The sequence below is a fragment of the Vicinamibacterales bacterium genome (assembly GCA_036504215.1).
GTDB lineage: Bacteria > Acidobacteriota > Vicinamibacteria > Vicinamibacterales > Fen-181 > FEN-299.
The window spans coordinates 168964-194024 of the sequence record DASXVO010000016.1; the positions used below are offsets into that span (position 1 = coordinate 168964).

Here is a 25061-nt window from a genome sequence, read left to right on the forward strand (position 1 = left end):
ATCGTCCCAGGGCCTACCGCGCTGTCGGACCCCGTCGGCCTTGATCGATCCGATCGCCGACGCGCGTGCATGCCCGCTGGAAACGGGCCGAGAGCGACCGTGCGGCGCCTTCCGGAACCGGACCCACCCGTTTCCACGCGGCCTGCACCGTCCGGACCTGGTCGGCCATCGCCTTCCACTTCGCGGAGTCGTCCTGACGGCCGGCAATCGTGTTGGTGGCCAGCGCGTCCCGCAACTGCCTGGCGAGCAGCGTGGCCGGCGTCTCGTCCGCGGACAACGCCGAGGGGGATGGCGCGGACTGCTGCGGGTCGGATGCGAGCATCGCCTCCACCTGCATGCACAACTGTTCGAGCATCCGCACGTTGGCCTCGGGATCCAGATCGGTGCCAACGAAGCGGGCCGGCCAGGTTTCGGCCAGCCGCGCGAGACCGTGCGTGAACCGATCACCCAGGCGGATTGCCCGCTCGCGAGGCAACGCCGCGACGACGCCGGCCCAGCGCGCGCGCAGCGCCGCGACCTGCTCGCCGAGCGTCTCGGGGGCGTCCGGCAGGGCGCCCTCGTCGGGGACCGGTGGCAGGAACGCCTCGAGTTCCTTGCAGATGACCTCGGCGTCGGCGATCACTCCGGATGCGGCCAGGTGCTCCCGCTGCTGATAGCGCTCGAAGAACCGGTCGCACGAGGCGCGGAACCGCTGCCAGATCGCATCGGCCCGCGTCTTGCGGACCGGACCGATGGTCTTCCATTCGGCCTGCAGCCGCTTGAGCTCCTCAATCCCCTTCTGCCACTCAGTCGTCTCCGCCATCGCCTCGGCCTGCGCGCAGAGCGCTTCCTTCTTCGCGAGGTTGGCGTTCCACTCTTCCTTGCGACGCTGCAGGTCGTCGCGGCGACGGGTGAAGAAGGCGTCACAGGCGGCATGGAAGCGGTCCCAGAGCGCCTTCTCGTCCGGGCGCGGCGCACCACCGACCGTCTTCCACTCGGCCTGCAAGGCCTTGATCGCGTCAGCGGTCTTGATCCAGTCGTCCGACGCCGAGAGCGCCTCGGCCTGCTGGCAGAGCGCGTCCTTGCGGGCCCGGTTTGCAGCCTGCTCCTCCGCGAGCTGCGTGAAGTAAACGTCGCAGCGGGCCCGGACCGCGTCGCACGCCGCCTTGAACCTGGTCCAGAGCACCTGCGACTGATCGCGCGGCGCCGTGGCGACCTGTTTCCACTCAGCCTGTGCCTCGCGCAGTTGACGGGCCGCGCTCGCCAGATCCTCGACCTGCATCAGCCCATCGACGCGCTGGCAGAGTTCCTCCTGGACCCCGGCGTTGGCCCACCGCTGCCATTCGTCCATGTCGCGCAGTTCCTGGATGCGCGGGAAGAGCGCCGCGAGCACGCCCTTCAGGCGGGCGCCGATCAGCTCGTGGTCCTGCCGCGACGGCAGTGAACCGGTGTCGTCGAGCGCCGCCCTGGCGTCGCGCAGTGCGCGTTCGCCGCCCTTCAGCGTCAGATCCTTGGCTTTCACCGCTTCTTCCAGCTCGGCACACAGCTTGTCGAGCCGGGCGAGATTCTCCCGCTGCTCGCGCGTCCGTCGTTCGCGCAACTCGGCTTCCCGCGCGCGGATCGCCGTGTCGGCGTCGGTGAACCGGGCGATAGCGACCGCATCGTCGAATCCGGACGCCGTCAGCTCCGCCCAGGCCCGCCGCAGCCCGCCCAGTTCCCCGCGCGCCGGTGCGAACGTCGGCTGAGCCGCCAGGCGCTCGGCCTCGGCGCACACCTGCGCCGCCTTCTCCCGATGCTCACGCTGACGGAGCAGCGTCCGGTAGCGCTCGTCGCAGGCGCGGCACACGTCCGCGAAGCGCTGGTGCCATCTGGTCGTCTCCCCTTCGTCGGTCAGCGGCGCGAGTGCCGCCCACGCCGCGCGTGCCTCGTCGAGGCGTGCCGGCGTCTCTTCCCCGGCGATGACATCGATCTGTTCGCAGACGCCACGGCGCGCGGCGATCCCTTCGGCGTTCGCCTGAAGGCTGCGGGCACGCTCGGCGCGCTCGGCCTGGTGCTCGGCCAATGCCTGTTGCGCCGCCGCCCGCGCACGCTCGAAGCGGGCCACCAGGACCTCGTCCGCGACCTCGCCCAGACCACCCCATCGCCGCTCCATCTCGGCCAGGGCCGAGTCGCCTTCGTCCAGACCGCCCGCTCGCAACGCCTCGAGCTGATCGCAAAGCCCGGCAGCCGCCCGCAACCGCCGTTGCCCCGCCTCGACGACGGGATCGACGACCGCAGCGTGCGCCGGCGTGCGCGCGGCAACCGCAGCGGCCTCAGCATCCATCGTGCGCACCCTGGCTCGGGCCCGCTTGGCTGCCGATTTGTTCTTCGCGCGGTTCGCCGCGTCATCGAGGGCGCCCCGATCCGTCAACCGCTCCACCGCCGCCGTTGACACGTCCTTGAAGTCGCTGCGGACGGCCACGACCGCCAGTTCCGCCTGTCCGGCGATACGCTCCAGCGCCTCGAGCCTGATGGCCGGATTGGTTGCCCGACGCGCGACCGCCCCAAGCCCTGCCTCGTCCTCGATGCGATCGAGCGCCGCCCGGGCCACGGCCTCGCTGCTCGCGCCGCGGGCGACGATCAGCACGTGCTTCTGGTCCGTCAGACCGTCCAACGCCGCCAGGCTTTCCGCCTGATCCGTGCCTTCGAACGCCCCCGTCGCGAGATCGACGAGGAGCGTGACAGCTTCCTCGCGCACGCGCTCCTCGGCATCGGCGCGGCCGATCTCCGCAATCGCGGTCGGGGCGATCACCTTCTTGAGCGCGGCAATCCGCACGTTGGCATCGCGGTCCTCGCGCGCCACAGTGATCAGCGTGTCCTGCTGATCGAGCGGCAGCTCCTCCACCGCCGTCAGGCGGATGGCCGGGCTCGCGTTCTTCCATCGGGGCTGGGCGCGGAATCTGTCGAGAAGACCCATGACGACGTTTGTCTCCAGGAGGTAATCCAGGATGGTGTGGGTAGCGGCCGCAAGTCAGCGGCGGGAAAGGATATAGTCTACTATAGTTCCCGCCGCGCGCCTCCGTGCGCCCTACGACCCCCGAAAGGAACCTGCAATGCGCCCACGCCGTTCCGTGGCTCTCGCTGTCCTGCTGCTGGCCGCCCTATCGAGTCCGCCCGGGATCATCACTCCCGGAGTGGTGTCGGCGGCTCCCCAGCAGGTCGTCACGCCCGAGAAGTTCCTGGGCTTCCCCGTCGGGGCCGACAACAAGCTCGCTCGCTGGGACAAGATCGTCGAGTACATGAAGCTCGCCGGCGCCGGTTCCCCGCGGGTCAAGGTGCGCGAGCTCGGTCGGACGACGAATGACAATCCCCTCATCGTCGTCGAGATCAGCAGCCCGGAGACGATGGCGGCGATCGACCGGTTCAAGCAACTCGAGCGCAAGCTCTACTTCCAGGGCGGCGCCCCGACCGAGGCCGAGCGCGACGAGATCTTCCGCACCGGCAAGGCCGTCGTCGCCGTCACCTGCAACATCCACTCGAGCGAGATTGGATCGTCGCAGATGGTGCTCGAGCTGGTGCACCGGCTTGCCACCGAAGACTCGCCGCTGGTGAAGAAGATCCTCGACCGCGTCATTCTCGTGCTCGTGCCGAGCCTGAACCCGGACGGCCAGATCCTGGTCACCGATTGGTTCAACAAGAACCTCGGCACCGATTTCGAGCCGAGCCCGATGCCGTGGTTGTACCACCCCTACGTCGGCCACGACAACAACCGCGACATGTACATGTTCACGCAGAAGGAGAGCCAGTTGGCCGCGCGCCTGCTGTGGCACGACTGGTTCCCGGCCGTGTGGCTCGACGAGCACCAGCAGGGCAACTCCGGCGCCCGCATCTTCGTCATGCCTGCGACCGACCCGATCAACCCGAACGTCCATCCGCTGGTCTACCGCTGGAACGGGATCTTCGGCCAGGCGCAGGCCGCGGCGCTCGAAGCGGCGGGCAAGGACGGCATCATCTACAACTCCACGTACACCAACTTCTGGCAGGGAGCGATGGCGTGGAGCGGTTGGTGGCACAACCAGGTGGGTCTGCTCACCGAGGTGGCCAGTGCGCGCGTGGCGGCGCCGGTCGATCAACTGAAGGCCACGCCGGGCGTTCGACAGGCCGCAGCGCCGGACGAGGACTTCCAGCGGCAGATGCGCCGGCAGCTGGACAACTGGCGCGAGCCGTTGGCGGCACCGCGCGACATCACCCCTCGCACCGAGTATCCGCGCCCCTGGATGGGGGGCCGCTGGACGCTCCGCGACATCGTCGACTACGAGCTGATCGCGACGATGGGGCTGCTCGAGGCGGCAGCCGATCAGCGAGAAGCCCTGCTGCGGCAGATCTACGAGGTGAACCGCGTCACCGTCGAGAGCGGGCGGCACAACGAGCCGGCGGCCATCCTCATCCCGGTGTCGTCGCAGTTCGAACCGCGGGCGGCCGCGCGACTGACGGAAAAGCTGCAACTGGGAGGTGTCGAGGTGTGGCGCGCCGGCGCGGCATTCGACGCCGACGGCCGGCACTACGCCGAGGGCACGCTCGTCGTGCCGATGGCGCAGGTGTTCGCCCGCTACGCGAAGGACCTGCTCGAGAAGCAGACGTATCCGGAGGTTCGCCGCACTCCCTCGTCGCCGCCCGAGCCGCCGTACGACGTCACGGCGTGGTCGCTCGGCATGCTGATGGGAGCCGACACCGTGTTCGTGAAGAAGCCGGTGCCCGAGAGCGCGCGCCTGACGCAGCTCGATCGCGCGCCAGTGCTTGCGGGCGCCGTCACCGGCACGGGCGCACGCTTCGTCTTCGAGAACAGGGGCCCCGACGTGGCGATCGTCGTCAACCGGTTGCTGAAGGACGGGGCGCGGGTGGCATTCGAGCGCGACGGCACGGGCCAGCCTGGCGCCGGGGGCGTCGCGGCGTGCGGACGGGTGGTCGTGACCGGAACCACGCGGCCGCGCATCGACAAGCTGGCGAACGATTTCGGCCTGCAGGTGCGCGCGGTCGAGGCGTCGAAGGACGCGGTCGGGGTCAAGACCGCAGCGATCGTCGTCAAGGCGCCGCGGGTCGGTCTCTACCAGTCGTGGACCGCGAACATGGACGAGGGGTGGACGCGCTGGGTGCTCGAACAGTGGGAATTCGCGCCCAGGACGCTGCACAACACCGACATCAAGTCGGGCAGGCTGCACGAACGCTTCGACGTGCTCGTCCTCGCCGACCAGCAGCCGCGCGACATCCTCGAGGGCAACGATTCGAAGGCCGTCCGCCCGGAGTATCGCGGGGGGATCGGCGACGAGGGAATGCAGGCGCTGAAGGCGTTCGTGGCCGACGGCGGGACGCTGGTCATGCTGGGCGCGAGTACAGATTTGGGCATCCAGAAATGGCCGATCCCGGTGCGCAACCTCAAGCGGGGTCTGACGCGCGATCAACACTTCGCACCCGGCACGATCCTGCGCGTGCAGGTGGACACCGCCAGTCCGCTCGGCATCGGCATGCCGGCCGACACCTTCGGGTTCTACAACAACAGCCCCTTCTTCGAGGTCTCGGACGGCTTCGCGTCGCAGCGCGCGACGGTCGTCGCTCGCTATCCGAACACGGATCTCGTGGCGTCCGGATGGCTCAAGGGCGAGGAGTCGATGGCCGGGCGCGCGGCCATCGTCCAGGTGGAGATGAACCCGGGTCAACTGGTGCTGTTCGGCCTGCGCCCGCAACACCGCGCGCAGACGCAGGCCACGTTCCCGCTGTTGTTCAACGCGCTGTACATGGCGACGGTGAAGTAGGAGCCAGAGGCAGAAGCGGGAACCGAGCACTGAGAAGGGTGTCGGACGGTTGCAGGAGGCAGAAGGCAGGCTGCACGGGGGGTGCGCGGCCGGACCGAGTTGTGCGACGCTAGGGTATGCCAGACACGGAGACGCGTCTCAGCCTGCAGGATCGCTATGCGCCGCGGAGCATTTGCTTCGGATGCGGCCCCGCGAATGCACGCGGCCTTCGGATCCGCAGCTTTCCCGAGGGGGACGGCCTCGTCACCGAATTCACGCCCGAGCCGCACCAGCAGGCGTTCGAGGGTGCGGTGAACGGCGGGATCATCGGCGTGCTCTTCGACTGCCACTGCAACTGGACGGCAGCGTGGCACCTGATGCAGCAGCGGCGTGCGGTGGCGCCGCCGCCGACCGTGACCGCGGAGTTCTCGGTCCGCTTCAGGCGGCCGACGCCGTCGGGGACGCCGCTCACCCTGCGCTCGCGCGTCGTGGAGTCTCGCGAGGACCGCGCGACCGTCGAGGCGACGATCGAAGCCGATGGTACCGTGTGCGCGACCAGCCGTGGGACGTTCGTGGAGGTGAAGGTCGGACATCCGGCCTATCACAGGTGGGAATGAACTGGGAGCAGTGCGTCGTGCCCGGTGCTACGTGCTCGGTGCGATGGGCAGGTGCCACGTGCCACGCGACGCGCCAGGCGACGAGGGCGCGCGGGCGTGACGTGCCGCGTGCCATGGCGGGTTGACGGGGCCCCTCGAGGAGTGTGACTTGTGGCCGATCAGCAAACATGGAGTGAAGGATTGCCCGTCGCCATCACGGTAACGGACGCGAACGGCACGATCCTGGAGATGAACGCGCGGTCTCGCGAGACGTTCGCGGCCGACGGGGGCGCGGCGCTCATCGGTCAGAACCTGTTCGCGTGCCACCCTGAGCCAGCGCGCACGAAGACGCAGGCGATGTACCAGACTCGAAAGCCGAACCACTACACGATCAGCAGGGCAGGCCAGCGGAAGATGATCCACCAGATGCCGTGGTTCAAGAACGGCGTCTTCGCCGGGTTCGTCGAGATCTCGATACCGATCCCGGACCAACTGGAGCACTTCGATCGCGGATAGCGGCGAGCCAGCCCCCTGACGGCCGGGCATCGAGCGTCGTCCGGCGCTTCTTCGTCGCACGGCAGGCACATTTAGAAAGGCTCCTGCGAGCCGAGTCGCGCGCAGCCGGCTCAGCCGACGGCGATGCGCCGCACGGCCAGGGACGAGACGCGCGCCAGCGCATCGAAGTCGCGGTCGTGGTGGAGCACGGTCAGGCCGTGGCGGATGGCGCACGCCGCGATGAGGCAATCGACGCCGGATCGGACCGTCACTCCGGCGCGGCGCGCCGCGCGATAGAGGTCGACGGCGTCGTCCACAACCACCTGCCCTAGCGGCGATTCGACGATCGGCAGCGCGTGCATCGCCTCGCGGGCGACGAGGAACGCCCGCTCGTCAGCGAAGCCCTGCAGCACCTCCTGCATCACGGGCAGACAGGTGACGACCTCGTCGAAGTCCACGAGCCGTTCGAGTTTCACGCGAGCCGGCTTGCGGAACACCTCGATCCAGACCGAGGTGTCAACGAGAAACACGGCGCTTGGTCCGGTAGATGCCGCGATCCTCGCGAAGCACGGCCAGGTCACCCTCCCACAAGCCCGCGCCCGCCAGGCTCAGGATTCGCTGCGCCTTGGCCCGCTGCACGAAGTCCCTCAATGCTCGCTCGACGGCCCGCGAGTAGGTTCGCTCGCCGCTCAGCCGCGTGGCTTCGTCGAGCAGAGTCTCGTCGAGCACAAGATTCGTACGTTTCATACACACTGAGTGTAGATCCGACGTCTGCGCTGCGCAAGTCACCGGTGCCCCGATGCCCGGGGCCCAGTCGCACACCGGCGCGCACCAGACGTCGAAGGGGAAGGTCGTCGCGTGCGCGAGGCTTCAATGGGGCCGCGGCTTCGCAGCCGCGGAATCCACTTGGTTGGGCCTCATGTGGCGGTGGGCCTCGTGGCTTCAATGGGGCCGCGGCTTCGCAGCCGCGGAATCGGTCACGATCACCGAGAGCGACTGGCCGATCATCGCGCTTCAATGGGGCCGCGGCTTCGCAGCCGCGGAATCAAGCCCGGACGCCCGGCACGCGTATCGCCTTGGTGGCGCTTCAATGGGGCCGCGGCTTCGCAGCCGCGGAATCTCGCACACGCACTCGACGGGCAAGGGGCAGTACATGGGGCTTCAATGGGGCCGCGGCTTCGCAGCCGCGGAATCACGCTGGATCACGCCGGGTTGCTGATCGGGTCTGGGACGCTTCAATGGGGCCGCGGCTTCGCAGCCGCGGAATCGGCCAATGCGGGCGCGGCCGGGATCGTTGGTGGGGCGCTTCAATGGGGCCGCGGCTTCGCAGCCGCGGACTCGTTCCAGACCGCCGAGGAGGTTGAGGCCGAGACAAAGCTTCAATGGGGCCGCGGCTTCGCAGCCGCGGAATCGTCCTCGCGTGATGCGCTCCTGCAGCGCATCCTGCAGCTTCAATGGGGCCGCGGCTTCGCAGCCGCGGAATCGAGGAACCCCACGCCGAAGTGCAAAGCCGTCTCGTCGGCTTCAATGGGGCCGCGGCTTCGCAGCCGCGGAATCAGCCGCCATTCTAACTGTCCTGTTGTCAAAGATCTACCCGGCCTGTTTCGAGCGGCCCTCCTCCGCAGCGTGTCGCTCATCGCCCGCACTCGAACCCGCGCGCCGATCCCTCGCCCCGCCGGTCGTTTACCGGCCGCGAGCGATCCCGGCGGTTTCCGCGTCACCTCACCGCTCGCGCCCGTTGGCGCGACCGTCCACGCAGCCCTCGGTTGTTGGCCGGCCCCTTCCAGACGCCCGGACCGCGCGCCCGTCGCTACCTCGTCTCGAACCCGCGATACGCGGCCACCTCCCCGGTCACGTAGCGGGCCAGCAGTCGCGCCTGGACCTCCAGCACCCGGCGGTAGCTGACACGATAGCCGAACAGAGGGTGCGTCACCAGCGCGTCGATCCGCTGTTCGTATGCGCGGATCAACCCCTTCCTCCCGTTCGGTGTCAGCGACACGGCGTGGCCCACCTTGACGAAGTCGGATGGCGTCACCATCCGTCTGTTGATCGCGGAGAGCACCGCGGAGTCGGCGATCAGCGGACGGAACCCCTCCATCAGATCGAGGGCCAGCGCCGGGCGACCAAATCTCGGTTGATGGTAGTACCCGATGAACGGATCGAATCCAATCGCGTGACAGACGATGGTGAGGTCGCGGGTGCGAGATCTCGTGGAGGCGAACCTCCTGCACGACCTGCTTGCGGTCGCGCACCTGGAGCACCTCACCCGTCTTCCCGATCGTGAACCCGTGCCCGGTCACGTAGAGCGGCCGGAGATCGTCGCGCATCGGCACCAGTCGTCGAACCTCGTCCAGCTTCCCAGGCGATCCGTCCAATGGCCACACCGCCTGCGCGGCCTCGCCGAACAGCGGGAGTTGCTCCGGCTCGCCGTCATCTGCGGGCCAGGCCATTGCTTCGGCGGTTTCGTCCGGCAGACAGATGCCGACGAGCGAACATCCGGGGCACTTCGGGCTGTCCCTGAGGGGTGCCGGCAGCGTGCCCTCCTCCGCCATCGCCCGGGCGGCGCGCATGGCGGCAAGCGTTTCGTCGACGAGAAGCGGGTCGATCGGCACGCGGACGCGCTGCTTGGTCTGGTTGTAGTAGAGCACCGCTTCGTCGCACGTGTAGCCGGCATCGCGGAGAATCAGCGCCTGCACGCAGACCTGCACACGGTCCGACGGCCAGGCTTCGGGACCGTCCATTCCTTCGCGCGGCCGGCCGCGCTTGTAGTCCACCGGTGACACCGCGCCGGCCTGGCCTTCGACGAGGTCGAGCGTGGCGATCAACTTGTGGGTCTCGCTCGACAGTTGGACGGATCGGGAGTGGATGCGCTCTCCCTGCGCCTCACCCGGTTCCGGCAGAGCATCGGCCTTCGTCTCGAGTTTCTCGTGACGCAGGGCGCCTTCGACTGTGTCTGCGCTGTGCGCGAACACGCCGTCCACCCACTCATAGAAGAACAGGCGCGGACAGTAGACGAATTCGTTCAACATTCGGGCGGGGAGGTAATCGGGCAACGGCACGGACCGACACGGACGCGTCACCTGAGGACGGAGACGATTCCAGTCGTCGAGCGAGGGCGCCACGGGTTCAGCGGCAGCGACGGCGGCGTCCACGTCCGACGGCGTGGCGGCGGGGGCGGGGTCGTGACGAAGCGCGGGAGGAAACTGAATACGCATCAGTCGGGCTCCTCGATGACGATGGCCGGCGCGCGCGGAGAAGGTGCCCTGGTCGGTGTTGACGAACGCGGCTCGCGGTCGGGCGCGCGTTCAACGATGATGCACGGGCTGTCGATCGGTGAGTAGGCCTTACCGAGGGCGGTGATGACGCGGTCGCCGCGTCCGTCCGACGGCCCGAGGTCCACGAAGAGAACCTGGTCCTTGCGGTGGTCGATGATCTCGCTGAGGAGGTGGCGACAGCGGACGAGGTCGGTGGGCGTGAGCTGGCACTCGAAGACCGAGTACTGCAGGTGGTCGCCGAACCCGCACATCGTCTTGTGGACGCGCGCGAGGCGCTTGTCGTCGCAGACGTCGTAGGTGACGAGGAAGGTGTTGCGCATCCGGGCTGTCACCGACCCGAGAAACCGTCGCCGCCGTGCGCGATCATCGACTGGTGCCGGCGTCGGTCAGGACGGGGGCCGCCCGCGCCAGTCGACCAGCGCCAGGTCGCCGATGTGCCTGAACTCCGCCGTGTTCGACGTGACGAGCGTCAATCCGCGCCGAAGCGCCGTGGCGCCGATGAGCAGGTCATAGGCACCGACGGGCAATCCCTTGCGCTTCAGGTCGGCCCGCAGCGCCGCCGCCTGGAGCGCGTCCTCGCGCTCGAGCGGCAGAACGGTGACGGCGTCGAAGAACGCCGTCACGACCGCCCGCAGACGCCGCGCCAGCGCCGGGCGCAGTGCGAGCCCGTATTCGACCTCGAGCACGGTGATGGCGGAGACGGCGATCGCGGAGGGTGCGGTCGCCTGGATCCGCGAGAGGACCGGCTGGTCGCCGCGCACGAAGTCGCTGACAACGCACGTATCGAGCAGGTACGTCATGTGCGCCGCCTGCGTCGCGGCAGCACCTCGAACGGGTCGCGCGGCTCGACGAGATCGGTGCGAAGATCTTCGAAGCGGGCCGCGCGCGGCTCTCCCGTGAAGCGGCGGACGATTGTTGGCCACTCCGCGCGCTCAGCGGTGGCGAGCCATGTGCGGATGGCTTCGCGGATGAGGGCGTTCCTCGTTCGCCCGCTCGTCCGGGCGGCGCGCGCGAGCGCCTCAGCGGTCGGCTGGTCGATGTGGATGCTGAAGGTCATGATCTAACATGTTATGTTATGTTCGCTCCAGGCGAGTGTCAACCTTCACACCCAGGCTCGAGACGATCCACTCCCGCCTCCTCCTCCGCGACGAAGAGCCCGAGGCCGAAATGGGATCCGTACCCGAGCGAGATTGGGCCGGTTACCGGGGCGTCGAACCGCAGTCGAACCGCGAAGCCGACGTCGGCCGGCGGGCGCGTGGACGCGGGCCGGGCGTCTGACGTCGCAGACGTCGTAGGTGGCCAGACAGGTCTTGCACACCCGGCTGGAATCGAGCGACCGAGCCTACAACAACCGACCACCAATCGCGGGTGGCACGAGCGTCCGCAGTTCCGGGAACCGCTCCAGCAGTCTCGAGATGTCCGCCAGGTCCTTCTGCCGCTTGCTCGGCCGTCGCTTCTCATCGAGCGCGGCCCACACCTTGCCGCGCAGCACATCGTCCACGGCCGCAACCAGGAACGACACACCAAGCACCAGGCGCCGCTCCGCACGCGCCAGGAACTCGGCGTATCGCGGGTCGGTCTGGATCTGAACGCGGAGATCAGAGCCAGCTTTCGCAAGGTTGACGCTGTATGGGAACCGCTCGATCTGGAAGGACGGCCCGAACAGGTCGTCGATTCTCGAGAGCGCGTCGGCTGCGACGACGAGGTCGAGGTCGAGGCTGACGAGCGGCTCGACGTAGGCGTTGACGGCCTGGCCACCAATCACGCAGTAGTCGACGGGCTCACGCGAGAGGATGGCCACGAGTTCGTCGAGGAACTCTGACTGGTCCACGGTCACCGCCTTCCAGAAATCACGTCCGCGCATTGGGGGTGCCCTCCGTCACGGCGTAGCCGCGCGCCTTGACTCACTCGACACGGCCTGGAACAGGCCGCCGCCAAGGTGCCTTGTCCGGCCAAGGAGTACCGGGCCTTGGAGGGCCGTCTGAAAATCCAGCCGAAGCCAGCCGCAGATTCCGAGTCCAGGCATCACTTCGACTCGGAGGACCGCAATCCGTGGCGTCGGCAGTCCCCGACGATGACATTCACTCAGAACGTCGGCCGCAAGTGCGGCCGCCGCATCCTCGCGTTTCGCATGGCGTGTGACCTGGTACGGGGTCACGGACTCCCAGGCGTTAGCGGAGGCGAGGAGACGATCACGATCGAAGTCGACAACGGCCGGCCGCAGGATGAGCTTGCCAGCCCCCCCGGCGAGAAGCTCGCAGAACCGCTCCATCGCCGAATCCAGAAGCCGTAGGTCCATAACCTCCTGTCGACTCGGAGGTCGTCGTTCCAATAGGTGCGGAGCCACGATGAACAACCGGTGGCGCGGGGCGTCGAACGCAAACGCCAGATGGGGATTCTGCTCGGTGCGAGCGGGCGAGCCATCGTCGTGATGCCCGGTGAAGAACGGCGACAACGTCTGGCGATCTCCCAGGGTCATCTGAACACGGGCGATCACAGCCCTCCGAAGAGCCTTCGTCAGAATCGGGGCTGGGGCCGGGCGGAGGCCACTCTCGATCGAGAACGCCTGAATCTCCTGGACGATATCGACCGGTGCCATGACGCCCAACCCAAGGAACCGTCCATTCCCAAGCGCCAGGGGACCAGACACCGGACCCGCGAACGAAACCTCGACGTGTCGTAGCAAGCGGCTGTCGAATCGCCCATGTCCTCCGAAGGCGGCCGCGCACTCCCCTCTTGACTCGAACGGCTCGCGTTGAACGCGGATGCGCTCGACGCTGTCGCTCAAGCCGGCGTGACGAAGCGCCTGTATTACGCTCCAGGCCGCGCTTGCCTCCGCCACTGACCGATCCTGACCCGTCATGTGGAACGGCCGTGTGTGATCGCCACGACTGCGAAGACGTCCGCGTACGTATGGCAGCGCGGCGGCCGTAACGGTGCGCCAGACGCGGAATCCGTAACCAACTGAGCCGTAGTGTGTGAGTTGCGTCTCATCGTCCGTCGGGACCAGCGTCGTAGTCTCGGAACTGTCTTGAGGCTCCGCGAGTTCCACACCGGAGAAGGCCCAGTGGACGTCGTCAGGACGGAGAGGGCAACACGCTGGGACGTCCACAAGAACGCGCCGGATGCGATGGTCTGCAAAACGGTGACCGATCGATGGGAGTGGTACGATGCGGATCCGAGCGCCGGCCGGAGCCTCGTACTCACCGCTTGACCTGCGTCCCACCAAGAACCGCTCCACCCACTCGACCTGCGCTGGGAGGGCCTGGCGAAGACGATCGGCCGCAACGTCACGAACCAACAGAACTAGTCGCGAAGCAGCCTTGAGCGGCCATGATGCCAACACGTCCGACTGGGAATCACCGCGAAGTTCGTACAGCCTCCGAGACAGAGGGCCGCTGTACGCAACCTGAGAGAATCGCGCTTTCGGCGGCTGCGAGAACAACGTGTGCGACGTCTTGCCCACGGGATTCAGCCGAAACCGCCGTGCGCCCGCGGCGTGGCGCGCCTCGAGACTCGCGAGCGTCCCGACCTGTGGGCAACGGAGGGCTGTTCCGTTGCCCCGCAGAGATGGCCGGTGGACCTGACCGCCGTGGACGGCGAGTTTCTTCTCCAGTTCTGCCTCGTCGATGATCTGGCCGCACGCCCAGGCCATGTCGACGCCTCGCCCAAGCTGATAGAGCCCCAGCGCCAACGCACACACGTCGGAAGCACGTGAACGTTCTTCGGCGGCCAACGACCAGATGTAGTGCACCGGGATGAGTGGATCAAAGAGCCTCGGTCGGATCGATTTCTCGGACCTGATCTCCTCAATCCGCGCGTGATCGCCGCTCACGGTGTCCCAGTCGTTGTCAGGAACGAATACCCGCACAAGTTGCCCGGGCCACGAATGGGGACAAGCCACAATCGGAGCTGGCAGCCGTTCAAGCCAGGCAAGTGACTCGCGAGCCGACTCGGTCAGCGGCCCAATAGCGGCTCCCGCCAGCAACGCCTGGAAGAGCCGCCCGGGTGCAGGAGGCCAGTCTCCATTGCCGTGGTAACGTCCCTCGTAGAAACGGACCGTCAAGATCAGGTGTCCGGGCATGGTCGCACCTCACGGCCTTGGCTTCCGAGAGACCCGCTTCTTGGCGCCGTCGGCCAAGTCTGCCTTGGCGAACTCCTTGTCGAACGCAACGGTCTCAGGACTCTCGATTCCAAATGCCTTCGCGGCCGCCAGTGCGTACGACCATGCCTCGTCGCTCGATATGGTGACGGTATCCCGAACTCCATCACGCCCGACGGCTTGCCATGCACCGGGATGTGCCGGGTCGAGAGTTAGCAGGCAGCCCTGCCGCAGGAATCCGTCGGCTGGCTCAGTTGCGACGACAAGGGCAAGGCCGAGCAGATATCTCCGCACGGTGTCCCCATCGCGCGAACTGTTCAAGCGCCGAAGTGCGACAAGGTTGATAGTCACCGTTCGGATGATGTCACCATGGGCGACAATACCCCCAGGCGACTCGCCGGCCGGCACGTGCACAAATCCCCGCTTCGCGAGCGGACTTTTCGTATCCCCCTCCGCCTTCGCTTTGTCGTCATCGCTGAAGACCTCTAGAGCCGCATAGTCAACCGGCGGAGCGTACACTGCCGATCTCGTGAGAACGTCGACGTTCCATGCCCGGATAACCGCCTGCAGGATCCTCGGCAGCTTTGCGGATGTGTCGCGCGAATCCCAGACCCCAAACACCAGCGAGGTGGGCGCGAGCTTGGCCAACGGCCCCGCGTCACCTCTTTCGAGGAACGCGAGAAACGCTTCACGTGCGGCTTCTTTCAGTCTCGTGGATCGGACAATCGCATCGCCCAGACGATGCCCGGCGTCGAACAATGACACCTCGCGACCATTGCCGAGTACGATCGTGACCTGTGGAACGAGTTCGGCGAGTCGGTGGCCACTAGGCGCCACGCCTGACGACCTCTTGAACAGTGGTTCGAGACGGTTCGCTTGCGAACCAACGCTGTCGATTGTGGCCACCTTCGTGCCGTCGGACATCTGGTCGATGTTGTAGCCGATGTCCTTGTACGTGGGCGGGAAGATGACTCCACCCGGTCCATCGATCGGCAGCAGTTTCTGAATTAGACACAGAGCGACCGGTCCCGCATCGCAATCCGCCCAACCGTTGATGACCGCGTCGCTCACCGACCGTGTGTTTGTCATAAGAACGTCTCCTCGATGACACTTGTGATGCATCGGTCCTTGCCTTCCTCACCAGGCGAGCCTAGAAACATCCGGAAACGCCGGCAGGGCAGACCCAGCGGAGCTCCCCCAAGGCTGGCTCTGACAAGAACAGGGGCGAACAACCCGTGACGGAATGCCTGGTCGGGGCATGCGCCATGCCCAAGAACGGAATACACGTACTCCGACCGGTCGATCTTCTTCGGACGAGCGTGTGTGAGTCCGATGGCAGCCAATATCTCTACCAGTGGAAAGCCAACCGATGTCATCGTGTTCGAATGGCTGTTGAGCGAGAAACCTGCATCGATCGGGATGTAGTCCCTCCGCCAGTCGAGTCGGAAACTGCTGCTCTGCGGCGCCTCGAAACTGAAGGGATCCGCGCGCGCCGACCTGTCGAGAGCCTTCAGGTTCGCGATCGCATCCCGCGCCAGGGCCGCGCCCGGATAGCCGCCAGCGCCACCCCAGAACTTGGCGTTGTCGCGCCCCGTCCTGTCCGTTTGCTCGCCCCAGTAGTCGATGACAATGCGATCGACGGTACCCGTGTGCTTGGAATCTGGACAGGTCAGAACCGCAGGCAGTGTTGCGGGACTCGACGGAACGAGGAAAGGGAACGGCTCTCCGGCCTTCAGAAGTTGCGTGTGCACGTTCCACTTCTCCGTCCTGTGGAGTGACCCGGGCGGAGCGAGCGACTGAACGTGCGAGCCAGCTAGGAAGTCCAAGACCAATTGGACAGCATCGCCGTTGCCACGCGAACGAATCTTGAACCGGGCGCAGGTGGGGTCGTTCCAGTCGAATCCTCCCTCAGCATCACCAACCAGCAGGTCAGCCGCCTCCAGGAATCCGAGGCAGGCAAAGACCTGACCGGGGTTGAACAGGTCCACAGGAATCGATGCTTCGCTCATGCAACGCCTTCCTTCTGTTCAGTCATCCCGCCATCGACCTCTGCGGCCCTCGACGCTTGTTGGTCGGCGGCTCGCAGCAGTGACTCCAGCCAAGCCAGTCCCCATACGCCCCACCGCTTCTGCATTCTGGCAAAACGGAGCGTGATCTCCGCCGCATGTTCCTCGACGACCGACGGAGGCAACTCCTGGCATCCACCGACCGGAATCACAGGCCGAGCAAACCCGTGGTGCGCCGCGATGAGATGCAGGACGGTGTCCTGCAGTTCTGCCGGCAAACGCTTCAGTTCCGCATCCTCGGAGGCAGCGAGTACCGAGCCCAACTCGTGCCGATAGCCATCGAGTAGCGCCACGTCCACGGGCCCAGGTGTCTTCGCGTAGTCCATTCCGTCTCGGGGCGCCCGAAAAGCCCGCTTCCACCGCCACGCCGTCTTCCCGATATCGTGCAACCGGGCGGCCACGCTCAACGCCTGGATCAGTTCGTGGGGCAGCTCGAGGCGCGATGCCAGCGCGACGATCCGTTCCAGGACCCAATCCGAATGCTCGTGTAGGCGTTGCATGCGGCCCACTGCTCTCGCGTCTCCGACCGCGCCTTCTCCCCTCCACCTCTCAACCACAAGCCAAGTGACTGCGTCGCCATCGTCTGAAACGGCTCGGCTGAGTCGGACAGTCTCGCGCCACTGCGGCTCACGAAGCGGCTCCTCATTTGCCTCGACACAGCGGACGCGAAAGGAGATGAGGGGCTCCGGATTCAGCAGGATCTGCTGTCGTGCCGAGTCGAGTTCAGTCAGTGTCCACACTCCGCCGTCGTCAACGGTGCGCGGTAGTGCTCCGGCATCGTCGCAGAGCAGCCCATCCAAGAGTCCGCCAAGCCGGGCATCAACGACCAAGGTCCCCCCGGCCAGGGCTTTGTCGAGCTGGCGGTCCCTACGGCCGCGATCGGACCCAGCTAAGTGCTTCAAGTCGTGAACTCGGAATGCGGCACGCAATTCCCCCGCTGCTGACAGGGCAATGCCGACGACATCGTCTTCGGATGGATGCCAAAGTAGCTCGTTCACTGCCCCATGCGCACCACGGTCGTCGGCCGGGGCCTCGTGTTGCGCTTCAGGAAGTGCGGCGACTCGTGCAACCAACCACTTCTTTACACGAGACGTCTCCATCTCAAGCACCTCACTGGCGTGAGGCGCCGCGGCTTCAAAGAAGTCCTCAACAGCTCTGGCGCTCCAACGTTCTCCCAATTGGCGCACCGGTAGGAACTTGCGCCACAGCACGGATGTCTGCGGTGGGTCTTCGTCGATCCAGCCTCTCAGCCAGGGACCAACCTTCGGGCGACCCGTGTGCTCCTGCAATGAGGTCATCGACCACGCGTCAGCCAGAGGCCGGGAGAGAGGCGGATGAAGCGGCTCAGGCGTTGTCGCGCATTCAATCAGCGTTCGCAGCTCAGTGCTGTCTCTCGCCTCCAGAGCTAGTGTGCGAAGTGAACCAGGGCTCACGTCACAATTCCCTCGGCCAGCCCCGCAGCGCTCCAATAGGGATCGGGTCGCATCCTTCAAGGCCGCATCGGCCAAGACAAGGCGATCTTGGGAACCGAGCGCTTCCTGGGATTCCCCGCCAGCCCTTAGAACGGACGTCGACGGCGAGGTAACCAACACGTGGATCTCAGCCTTCCCGTTTCCTCTCCGATTCACTCGGCCAAACCGCTGGACCATCCGTTCCCACGCAACCACGTCGCAGACCAAGTGGTCGGCGTCGAGATCGACTCCGACCTCTCCGGCAGAAGTGGCGAAGAGGAAGGATGGAGCCACCGAAGCGCTCGACCGACCGGCCAGAAAGCCCAGAGCCTTCAACCGCGCCGCGGCTATCTGTCGTTCGAACACTCGACGGCCACCCACGAAGAGTTCGCATTCCAGAGCCTTGGGCGCGCTGCCGGACCTAGATTCTCGGCCGGCAAGCTGCTGGACGGCGGCAGACGCGGACTCGGCGACGTCCCGCCTGTCGCTGTACACCACGACGCGCACTGGGAGTCTGCCCTCTTCGGTAAGCCCCCAGGCGTGCTCTGCCAGAACCTGAGCAAGATCGGCACCTCCGGGCACCCAGTGCAACGTCAGCCGCTTTGGGGCAGACAGACGTTTCTGCGCAACGGGATGAGCGAGGTCCTCAGAACCGAGTTCGAACGCCCCAGCTCCTGTTACTCGACCTGTTGCCGACAACGTCATCAGCCGCAATCCTCGAATCACAGCCCGCTCGGAATCTCCGCGAGGTCCCAGCTGGCGCTCACACCTCATGATTGCATCAAGGAGCCGCTCAAACGGAGGCACCAAATGCGCCTCGTCCAATACGATGAGAGAGTCGACTCCTAGGAGGCCTGCGTGGAAGGGACGCATCTTCCGGCTGACGCCGTAGCCCTCGAATAGGAGCCGCGATCCGACCATATCGACGGTCCCCACCACGATCGCGGGCGACGCGGGATCGTCCAACCACTCCTTGTTATCAACAAATTGGCCCCTTAGCGTGGAGACTGGAAGAGAACGCGTGCCAAGGCCAAGAGCCCGTTTCAGTTCAGCATCGGCATCGACGAGTTCGCGCAGTTTGACCGCAACCTCGGTTGCCTGGTCGACAACGGCGCGGCGATCGACTACATAGACAAGGCGTCGCGGCAGGCGTGCGCCCATTGCCCGCGCGACCAGCCACAGCGGCATGACCGCAGTCTTCCCGAGGCCGGTCGGGATATCCAGCGCTCGCTCGATCGAGCCACTCTCGAATCGTCGGAGCAGTTCGACCTGCCATGGAAACGGGCTGTCATCATCCGAGAGGCCAAGGGCCTTCCATAGCCATCGGTCAGAGTCGGCGGCCTTCATTGATGGCCTCCCAGCAGGATCGGACATTGGAGTTTCTTCTCTGCCGCGCTCCGTTGTAGCTCACGCATGAGTCCTGACGCAACGTAAAACCCCTGGTGCATCAATCCGGCACGAGGACCCAAGGGGTCCATAAATGGGGATGCTACCCGCCAGATGTGACAGGGCGGGTAACAACTCGGCCGGCGGGTGAGATAATCCGGGGGCACCAATGGCATGGAGAGGAGAGTGAAGCCCTGGAGCGGATGGCGCCGGGGAGGCGGTCACACCAGATCGACAGGCTGGCCTGGCAGTACGTCGCTTTACATGCGTTCGCGGAGGGCTCTGCGCCACGCCGGCGTGCCCATCTCCACGCCCTGCGTATCGAGCGAAGCACCAGCCAACACCTTTGCGCCGTCGAACGTCGCGCACCGCATTGCCATGCGCTCGATGACGGAACCTCTCATCAGCTACCGCCGATGCAACGGCTCCATGGCCGGAGAGGTGTCGGTCATCGCCGCGACTCGGACAGCGGGTCCCCGACGCCGAGCTGGGCTGCCCAGCGATCGAGATACGGTCATCGAGATCGGGGACTGCGCTCAGGCGGATGTGTACCTCGCGCAACTCCAGTTCGGACCGGCCCTAGCGGGCCCAGGCGAGCTTCGACAGAACCAGTTCCTCGGGAGAAATGATCCACGCCAGGAAGTCGCCGAGGTCGACGCGGCGCCTGCGCGAAAACTCCGCGCGCTGGAACGGGGCGTCCTTGACGGGGATGAAATCGACCCTCACGAGCAGGTCGATGATGATGACATTCACCACCCTCCGCGCGGCAACGGTTCGCCGCACAGCGTCGGAGTCGAACTCGAAATCGGTCACAAGAGTGCGTGGAGGGTATCCGTCTGGGCGGGCTCCAAATCGACGACGAGGTCAATATCACGCGTCGTCCGCGGCTGGGCACAGTAGCTCATCGCCATCGCGCCCACGAGCATGTACCTGATGGGCGCTGTCTCGAGCCGGGCGACCACGAACCGCAGGACATCGGGTTGTTTGCTCACGTCCAGGCGCACTCGCAGGCACGGAGGCCAGCGGCCACCTGCCCTACGCCCCTTCCAGCTTGAACTCCGTGTAGTCGAACCAGAAGCCGAGACCCGTCAGCGCGTCGATCTCCGCCTGCACGATGGCCTCGTGGCCGACCTCGATCTCGACGAACCGCGCGAACAACTTCCGCGCCTCGTTCTCGAGTTCGGACACCATCTGCTTGAAGAACGTCGTCGCGTCGATCTCGAGCGCGAGCGCCTTCTTCAGCATCTGCAATTCGACGCCGTAGTCCTGCTCGGCCATCTTCTTCGACAGCTTGCTCAAGGCGCCGTCAATCGCCTCGCGCGACGGGATGGCCGTCTCCAGCGCCGCGGCCGTCACCGCGCCGGTGCGCTCCCACTCCTCCAGCCGGCTCTCGAGATATTGCACGTGCCGGTCCTCTTCATCGGCGAGCACGGTGAAGATCTTCCGCGCGACCGGATCCTTGAACTTCTTCGCGGCCTCCGAATACACGTGCCGCACTTCCAACTCGTACTCGATTCCGGTTTTGATGGCCTGTTCGATCGTCACGCTCGATACCTCCGTGTCAGATCCAGCCGTCACTCTCGCCGTCGCCGACGTCGCACCCGTCCCGCTCCGCGGCCCCTCCGGCCCCCCGTGTCGAACAACGGACCGGCCCGACGGGTGATGTCCAAAGACCTCCCGGCTCCCCTCGGGCTCTGCGCCGCCACTCAGAGCGCCTCGAACACGCCCGTCTCGCGGTTCTTCCTCACCTGGTCCCACCGGAAACACTGCCCGTTCATCGCCAGGTAGACGCCGGGCGACAGCACCTGCACGAACGACAGCGCCGATCCGAGATTGAACATGCCGTCGGAACTGCCGAACGCATACGGGATCATGGCACCCGTCAGGACCACCGTCTTCCCTTCCACCGCCTTCGCCAGCACCGCGGCCGTCTCCACCATCGTGTCGGTGCCGTGCGTGATGACGATCCTCGTCTCCTCGCACTGCCGGCAGTTCTGGACGATCACGTCGCGGTCCGCGTCGGTGATGTCGAGGCTGTCGACCATCATGACCGTGCGCACGTGGATGTCGAGGCGGCACCGGCCCAGTCGGAGCATCTCGGAAAGGTGCGACTCCTTGAACACGAGCCGCGCGTGTATCTCGTCGTACTCCTTGTCGAACGTTCCCCCGGTAATCAGCATGCGAATCGGCATGCTCGAAGTGTACAATTATTCCCAGGCTATCCGCCGCTGAAATTGTCCCGCTCTCCAGGGCCGAACCATGACGATTGCCCGTTCCGCCGCGCTCGCCGACCTGCTCGTCCGCCGCATCCTCGTGCTGGACGGCGCGATGGGGACGATGGTGCAGCGCCGGGGGCTCGAAGAGCCGGACTTCCGCGGCACGCGGTTCGCCTCGCATCCCCGCGATCTCAAGGGCGACAACGACCTGCTCGTGCTGACGCGGCCGGAGGTCATCCGGGGCATTCACGACGAGTACCTCGACGCGGGCGCGGACATCATCGAGACCTGCACGTTCAACGCGACGCGGATCGCGCAGGCCGACTACGGCCTGGAAGCCGCCGTCCACGACATCAACGTGGCTGCCGCCCGCCTCGCGCGTGAGGCGGCCGATGCGTGCACCGCCCGCACGCCCGGTCGTCCGCGGTTCGTCGCTGGCTCGATCGGTCCGACCAACAAGACGCTCTCGCTCTCGCCCGACGTCAACGACCCGTCGTTTCGCGCCGTGACGTTCGACGACGTGCGCGCCGCGTACGCCGAGCAGATCCACGGCCTCGTCGAGGGCGGCTGCGACCTGCTCCTGATCGAGACGATCTTCGACACGCTCAACGCGAAGGCCGCCATCGTGGCCGCGCAGGAGGTGTTCGCGTCCGCTGGCGTCGAGTTGCCCCTCGTCCTCTCGGCCACGATCACCGACAAGAGCGGCCGCACGCTGTCCGGCCAGACCATCGACGCCTTCTGGGTGTCGGTCGCGCACGCGCGCCCGTTGGCCGTCGGCATCAACTGCGCGCTCGGCGCCAGCGAGATGCGTCCCTACCTCGTGGAACTGTCGCGCATCGCGGACACCTGCATCAGCTGCTACCCGAATGCCGGCTTGCCGAACGCGTTCGGCCAGTACGACGAGCAGGCCGGCGAGACGGCGGCGCTCATCCGCGACTTCGCCGAGGCGGGACTGGTCAACATCGTCGGCGGCTGCTGCGGAACGACCCCGGCGCACATCCGCGCCATGACGCACGCGGTGGACGGCCTGGCGCCGCGCAGACGGCCCGAGGCGTCCCTGCACCCGCGCTTCACCCAGTTCGCGGGTCTCGAGACGCTCACGGTCCGCCCCGACAGCAACTTCCAGATGATCGGCGAGCGGACGAACGTGACCGGGTCGGCCAGGTTCAGGCGCCTGATCAAGACCGGTGACTACGCGCAGGCCGCCGACGTGGCCCTCGAACAGGTGCGCGGCGGCGCGAACGTCCTCGACGTCAACATGGACGAGGGGATGCTCGACTCCGAGCAGGCCATGACGCGGTTCCTGAACCTTATCGCGACCGAACCGGAGATCGCCCGCCTGCCGGTGATGATCGATAGCTCGAAGTGGTCGGTCATCGAGGCCGGGCTGAAGTGCGTGCAGGGCAAGCCGATCGTCAACTCGATCAGCCTCAAGGAGGGCGAAGGGGAATTCCTGCGCCGGGCGGCCCTGATCCGCCGCTATGGCGCGGCAGTCGTCGTGATGGCGTTCGACGAGCAGGGCCAGGCCGACACGGCCGAGCGCAAGACCGCCGTGCTGCTGCGCGCCCACCGTCTGCTCGTGGAGCGGGCCGGCTTCGATCCGCTCGACATCGTCTTCGACCCGGCGATCCTCGCCATCGGCACGGGCATCGAGGAGCACAACCGCTACGCGATGGCGTTCATCGAGGCGACCCGCGCGCTGAAGACGGCGTGCCCCGGCGCCAAGATCAGCGGCGGCGTCAGCAACCTGTCGTTCTCGTTCCGCGGCAACGACACGGTGCGCGAGGCGATCCACTCCGCGTTCCTCTACCACGCCATCCGCGCCGGCCTCGACATGGGCATCGTCAATGCCGGACAGCTCGTCGTCTACGAGGACATTCCACCCGAGCTGCTCGAGCGGGTGGAAGATCTCCTCTTCGACCGCCGCCCCGATGCGACCGAGCGGCTCGTGCAGTTCGCGTCGACGGTCGGCGGCGAGACGAAGAAGAAGGAAGCCGACGCCGCCTGGCGGGCGGCCCCGGTCGAGGCGCGGCTCTCGCACGCGCTGGTGCACGGCGTCCTCGATTTCATCGAGCAGGACGTCGAGGAAGCGCGCCTGAAGTTCGCGCGGCCGCTCGAGGTCATCGAGGGGCCGCTCATGGACGGCATGAAGGCCGTGGGCGACCTCTTCGGCTCCGGCAGGATGTTCCTCCCACAGGTGGTCAAGAGCGCCCGCGCGATGAAGAAGGCGGTTTCCTACCTGACGCCCTACCTCGAGGCCGACAAGGCATCGGGCGGACAGCGGGCACAGGGCCGCGTGCTGCTCGCCACGGTGAAGGGTGACGTGCACGACATCGGCAAGAACATCGTCGGCGTCGTCCTCGGGTGCAACAACTACCACGTCATCGACCTGGGCGTCATGGTCCCGGCCTCCCGCATCCTCCAGGTTGCCGAGGACGAGCAGGTGGATATCGTCGGCCTGAGCGGCCTCATCACGCCCTCGCTCGACGAGATGGCGTTCGTGGCTCGTGAGATGGAGCGGCGCGGGCTCACGCTGCCGCTGATCATCGGCGGCGCGACAACGAGCCGGCAGCATACGGCGGTGAAGATCGCTCCCGAGTACGGCGGCCCGACCACCTACGTGCCGGATGCATCGCGCGTCACCGACGTCGTCGCGAGCCTGCTGAACCCGGCCCGGCGCCCGGCGTTCGAGGACGCCAATCGGGCCGAGCAGGAGGCGCTCCGGGCCAGGTACGGCGCGCCACGTGCGCATCGCACCATCCCGTTGGCGGCCGCGAGGGCGAATCACCAGAAGATCGACTGGACGGTCGATCCGCCGGCGGTGCCGTCGTTCATCGGCCGGCGCGCGATCGAGGATCAGCCGCTCGCCGAGCTGGTGCCGTTCATCGACTGGACGTTCTTCTTCGCCGCGTGGCAGGTCAAGGGACGGTTCCCGGCGGTGCTCGATCATCCCGAGCACGGCCAGGCCGCGCGCGAGCTCTACGAGGACGGACGGAAGCTGCTGGACGAGATCGTCAGCGGCCGCCTGCTGACGGCCCGGGCCGTCTACGGTTTCTGGCCGGCCGCGAGCGAGGGCGACGACATCCTCGTCTTTGCGGACGAGGAACGCCACACCGAGCTGACGCGGTTCCCCATGCTCCGCCAGCAGGAGGAGGTCCCCGATCGAGGCCCGAACCGGTCGCTCGCCGACTTCATCGCCCCGCGGCCGAGCGGCCTCGCGGACTACCTTGGTGCATTCGCGCTGACGGCGGGACTTGGCGCCGACGCGCTCGTTGCGCGCTACCAGGCCGATCACGACGACTACCGCGCCATCATGGTGAAGGCCCTCGCGGATCGACTCGCCGAGGCGTTCGCGGAGTGGCTGCACGCTCACGCGCGACGGGACTGGGGCTACGGACGCGGGGAGCGTTTCGCTCCCGACGATCTCCGTGCCGAGAGGTACCGCGGCATCCGTCCGGCAATCGGCTATCCGGCGTGTCCGGACCACAGCGAGAAGCAGCGGCTGTTCGCCCTGCTCGACGCCTTGCCGATCGGCATCAGTCTGACGGAGACGTTTGCAATGTCGCCCGCCGCCAGCGTGAGCGGGCTGTACTTCAGTCACCCGCTGTCGAAATACTTCAGCGTCGGCCGCGTGGGGCGGGATCAGGTCGAGGAGTACGCGCGCCGGAAGAACATGGAGACGACCGAGGCCGAGCGCTGGCTCGCCCAGCACCTCGCGTACTGACAC

Annotated in this window: 23 protein-coding genes and 1 CRISPR repeat array; of the genes, 7 read left to right on the plus strand and 16 right to left on the minus strand. The window is 66.7% G+C overall.

The features are described 5' to 3' along the window. Positions 1-13 precede the first annotated feature (13 nt). Complete coding sequence (locus tag VGK32_03285; GenBank protein HEY3380763.1) at positions 14-2935, minus strand: DUF349 domain-containing protein; 2922 nt, start codon at positions 2933-2935, stop codon at positions 14-16. A 136-nt stretch (positions 2936-3071) separates the two neighbouring features. Between VGK32_03285 and VGK32_03290 the strand changes: the two genes are divergently transcribed. The 3 genes from VGK32_03290 (at position 3072) to VGK32_03300 (ending at position 6859) form a co-directional block, all read left to right on the plus strand. Beyond that, the gene (locus tag VGK32_03290; protein HEY3380764.1) at positions 3072-5768 is read left to right on the plus strand and encodes a M14 metallopeptidase family protein; all 2697 of its coding nucleotides are present in this window, start codon (positions 3072-3074) and stop codon (positions 5766-5768) included. A gap of 116 nt (positions 5769-5884) precedes the next feature. After that, positions 5885-6364 carry a PaaI family thioesterase gene (locus tag VGK32_03295; protein HEY3380765.1) on the plus strand — a complete coding sequence of 160 codons (480 nt, stop codon included), beginning with the start codon at positions 5885-5887 and terminating at the stop codon, positions 6362-6364. 150 nt (positions 6365-6514) lie between these two features. Beyond that, on the plus strand, positions 6515-6859 hold the full coding sequence (locus VGK32_03300) for a PAS domain-containing protein (protein HEY3380766.1): 345 nt from the start codon (positions 6515-6517) through the stop codon (positions 6857-6859). A gap of 110 nt (positions 6860-6969) precedes the next feature. On the opposite strand, the gene VGK32_03305 is transcribed toward VGK32_03300, so the two are convergent. The 3 genes from VGK32_03305 to cas1 form a co-directional block, all read right to left on the minus strand. Next, positions 6970-7368, minus strand: coding sequence for a PIN domain-containing protein (locus VGK32_03305; GenBank protein ID HEY3380767.1), 399 nt, complete (start codon positions 7366-7368; stop codon positions 6970-6972). Next, complete coding sequence (locus tag VGK32_03310; protein ID HEY3380768.1) at positions 7355-7585, minus strand: type II toxin-antitoxin system VapB family antitoxin; 231 nt, start codon at positions 7583-7585, stop codon at positions 7355-7357. The genes VGK32_03305 and VGK32_03310 overlap by 14 nt, the downstream gene beginning before the upstream one ends. A 120-nt stretch (positions 7586-7705) precedes the next feature. Then, positions 7706-8395: direct repeats of the CRISPR family, unit length 36 nt; unit sequence GCTTCAATGGGGCCGCGGCTTCGCAGCCGCGGAATC. Positions 8396-8648: 253 nt separating this feature from the next. Further along, positions 8649-9104 (minus strand): CRISPR-associated endonuclease Cas1, encoded by a 456-nt coding sequence (cas1, locus tag VGK32_03315; protein HEY3380769.1) that lies wholly within the window; start codon positions 9102-9104, stop codon positions 8649-8651. Here cas1 and VGK32_03320 point away from each other — a divergent pair. Continuing rightward, positions 9037-9618, plus strand: a complete 582-nt coding sequence (locus VGK32_03320; GenBank protein HEY3380770.1) for a hypothetical protein — start codon at positions 9037-9039, stop codon at positions 9616-9618. The genes cas1 and VGK32_03320 overlap by 68 nt on opposite strands. 434 nt (positions 9619-10052) lie before the next feature. Here the strand turns inward: VGK32_03320 and cas2 are convergent, their stop codons facing one another. The 4 genes from cas2 to VGK32_03340 form a co-directional block, all read right to left on the minus strand. After that, positions 10053-10433 carry a CRISPR-associated endonuclease Cas2 gene (cas2, locus tag VGK32_03325; protein HEY3380771.1) on the minus strand — a complete coding sequence of 127 codons (381 nt, stop codon included), beginning with the start codon at positions 10431-10433 and terminating at the stop codon, positions 10053-10055. A 66-nt stretch (positions 10434-10499) separates the two neighbouring features. Further along, positions 10500-10913, minus strand: a complete 414-nt coding sequence (locus VGK32_03330) for a type II toxin-antitoxin system VapC family toxin (GenBank protein ID HEY3380772.1) — start codon at positions 10911-10913, stop codon at positions 10500-10502. Then, positions 10910-11170, minus strand: a complete 261-nt coding sequence (locus VGK32_03335; GenBank protein HEY3380773.1) for a ribbon-helix-helix protein, CopG family — start codon at positions 11168-11170, stop codon at positions 10910-10912. The genes VGK32_03330 and VGK32_03335 overlap by 4 nt, the downstream gene beginning before the upstream one ends. A 285-nt stretch (positions 11171-11455) precedes the next feature. Beyond that, a complete protein-coding gene (locus tag VGK32_03340; GenBank protein HEY3380774.1) occupies positions 11456-11977 on the minus strand; it encodes a hypothetical protein in 522 nt (173 codons plus the stop codon). Between the two features lie 210 nt (positions 11978-12187). Here VGK32_03340 and VGK32_03345 point away from each other — a divergent pair, with 210 nt between their 5' ends. Both VGK32_03345 and VGK32_03350 read left to right on the plus strand, forming a co-directional pair. After that, a complete protein-coding gene (locus tag VGK32_03345) occupies positions 12188-12406 on the plus strand; it encodes a hypothetical protein (protein HEY3380775.1) in 219 nt (72 codons plus the stop codon). Positions 12407-12448: 42 nt separating this feature from the next. Next, on the plus strand, positions 12449-12796 hold the full coding sequence (locus tag VGK32_03350) for a hypothetical protein (GenBank protein ID HEY3380776.1): 348 nt from the start codon (positions 12449-12451) through the stop codon (positions 12794-12796). Between the two features lie 1410 nt (positions 12797-14206). Here the strand turns inward: VGK32_03350 and cas7u are convergent. The 8 genes from cas7u to VGK32_03390 form a co-directional block, all read right to left on the minus strand. Continuing rightward, positions 14207-15286 (minus strand): type I-U CRISPR-associated RAMP protein Csb1/Cas7u, encoded by a 1080-nt coding sequence (gene cas7u / locus VGK32_03355; GenBank protein HEY3380777.1) that lies wholly within the window; start codon positions 15284-15286, stop codon positions 14207-14209. Between the two features lie 14 nt (positions 15287-15300). Then, the gene (gene cas8c / locus VGK32_03360) at positions 15301-16224 is read right to left on the minus strand and encodes a type I-U CRISPR-associated protein Cas8c (protein ID HEY3380778.1); all 924 of its coding nucleotides are present in this window, start codon (positions 16222-16224) and stop codon (positions 15301-15303) included. Then, positions 16221-19079 (minus strand): type I-U CRISPR-associated helicase/endonuclease Cas3, encoded by a 2859-nt coding sequence (gene cas3u / locus VGK32_03365; protein ID HEY3380779.1) that lies wholly within the window; start codon positions 19077-19079, stop codon positions 16221-16223. Before cas3u ends, cas8c begins: the two co-directional genes overlap by 4 nt. Positions 19080-19378: 299 nt before the next feature. Next, complete coding sequence (locus VGK32_03370; GenBank protein ID HEY3380780.1) at positions 19379-19522, minus strand: hypothetical protein; 144 nt, start codon at positions 19520-19522, stop codon at positions 19379-19381. Between the two features lie 175 nt (positions 19523-19697). Next, complete coding sequence (locus VGK32_03375) at positions 19698-19931, minus strand: hypothetical protein (protein ID HEY3380781.1); 234 nt, start codon at positions 19929-19931, stop codon at positions 19698-19700. Then, complete coding sequence (locus VGK32_03380; GenBank protein ID HEY3380782.1) at positions 19928-20110, minus strand: hypothetical protein; 183 nt, start codon at positions 20108-20110, stop codon at positions 19928-19930. Before VGK32_03380 ends, VGK32_03375 begins: the two co-directional genes overlap by 4 nt. A gap of 43 nt (positions 20111-20153) precedes the next feature. After that, positions 20154-20663, minus strand: coding sequence for a ferritin family protein (locus VGK32_03385; GenBank protein HEY3380783.1), 510 nt, complete (start codon positions 20661-20663; stop codon positions 20154-20156). Positions 20664-20824: 161 nt separating this feature from the next. Further along, positions 20825-21310, minus strand: a complete 486-nt coding sequence (locus tag VGK32_03390) for an asparaginase domain-containing protein (GenBank protein ID HEY3380784.1) — start codon at positions 21308-21310, stop codon at positions 20825-20827. Between the two features lie 67 nt (positions 21311-21377). Between VGK32_03390 and metH the strand changes: the two genes are divergently transcribed. Next, positions 21378-25058, plus strand: coding sequence for a methionine synthase (gene metH / locus VGK32_03395; protein HEY3380785.1), 3681 nt, complete (start codon positions 21378-21380; stop codon positions 25056-25058). Positions 25059-25061 lie beyond the last annotated feature (3 nt).